The 325-nt window shown below is 55.4% G+C and carries 1 protein-coding gene; it reads left to right on the plus strand.

Annotated features, from left to right (window positions below):
* Positions 1-325, plus strand: a 325-nt coding sequence (locus ACXAH1_RS24730) for a hypothetical protein (protein ID WP_475200337.1), incomplete at both ends; no start/stop codon positions are given.

Below are 325 nucleotides of genomic sequence, written 5' to 3' on the forward strand. Positions count from 1 at the left end.
CTGGATGGGTTATTAGAAGAAGAGCCTGAGGCTGAACCCGCAGAAGACATGCTGGCAGAAGAGCCGGACGAGCTGGATGGGTTATTAGAAGAAGAGCCTGAGGCCGAACCCGCAGAAGACATGCTGGCAGAAGAGCCGGACGATCTGGATGGGTTATTAGAAGAAGAGCCTGAGGCGGAACCCGCAGAAGACATGCTGGCGGAAGAGCCGGATGATCTGGATGGGTTATTAGAGGAAGAGCCTGAGGCCGAACCCGCAGAAGACATGCTGGCGGAAGAGCCGGACGATCTGGATGGGTTATTAGAAGAAGAGCCTGAGGCTGAAC

The sequence above is a fragment of the Pseudoalteromonas sp. AWH4_217 genome (assembly GCF_056161105.1).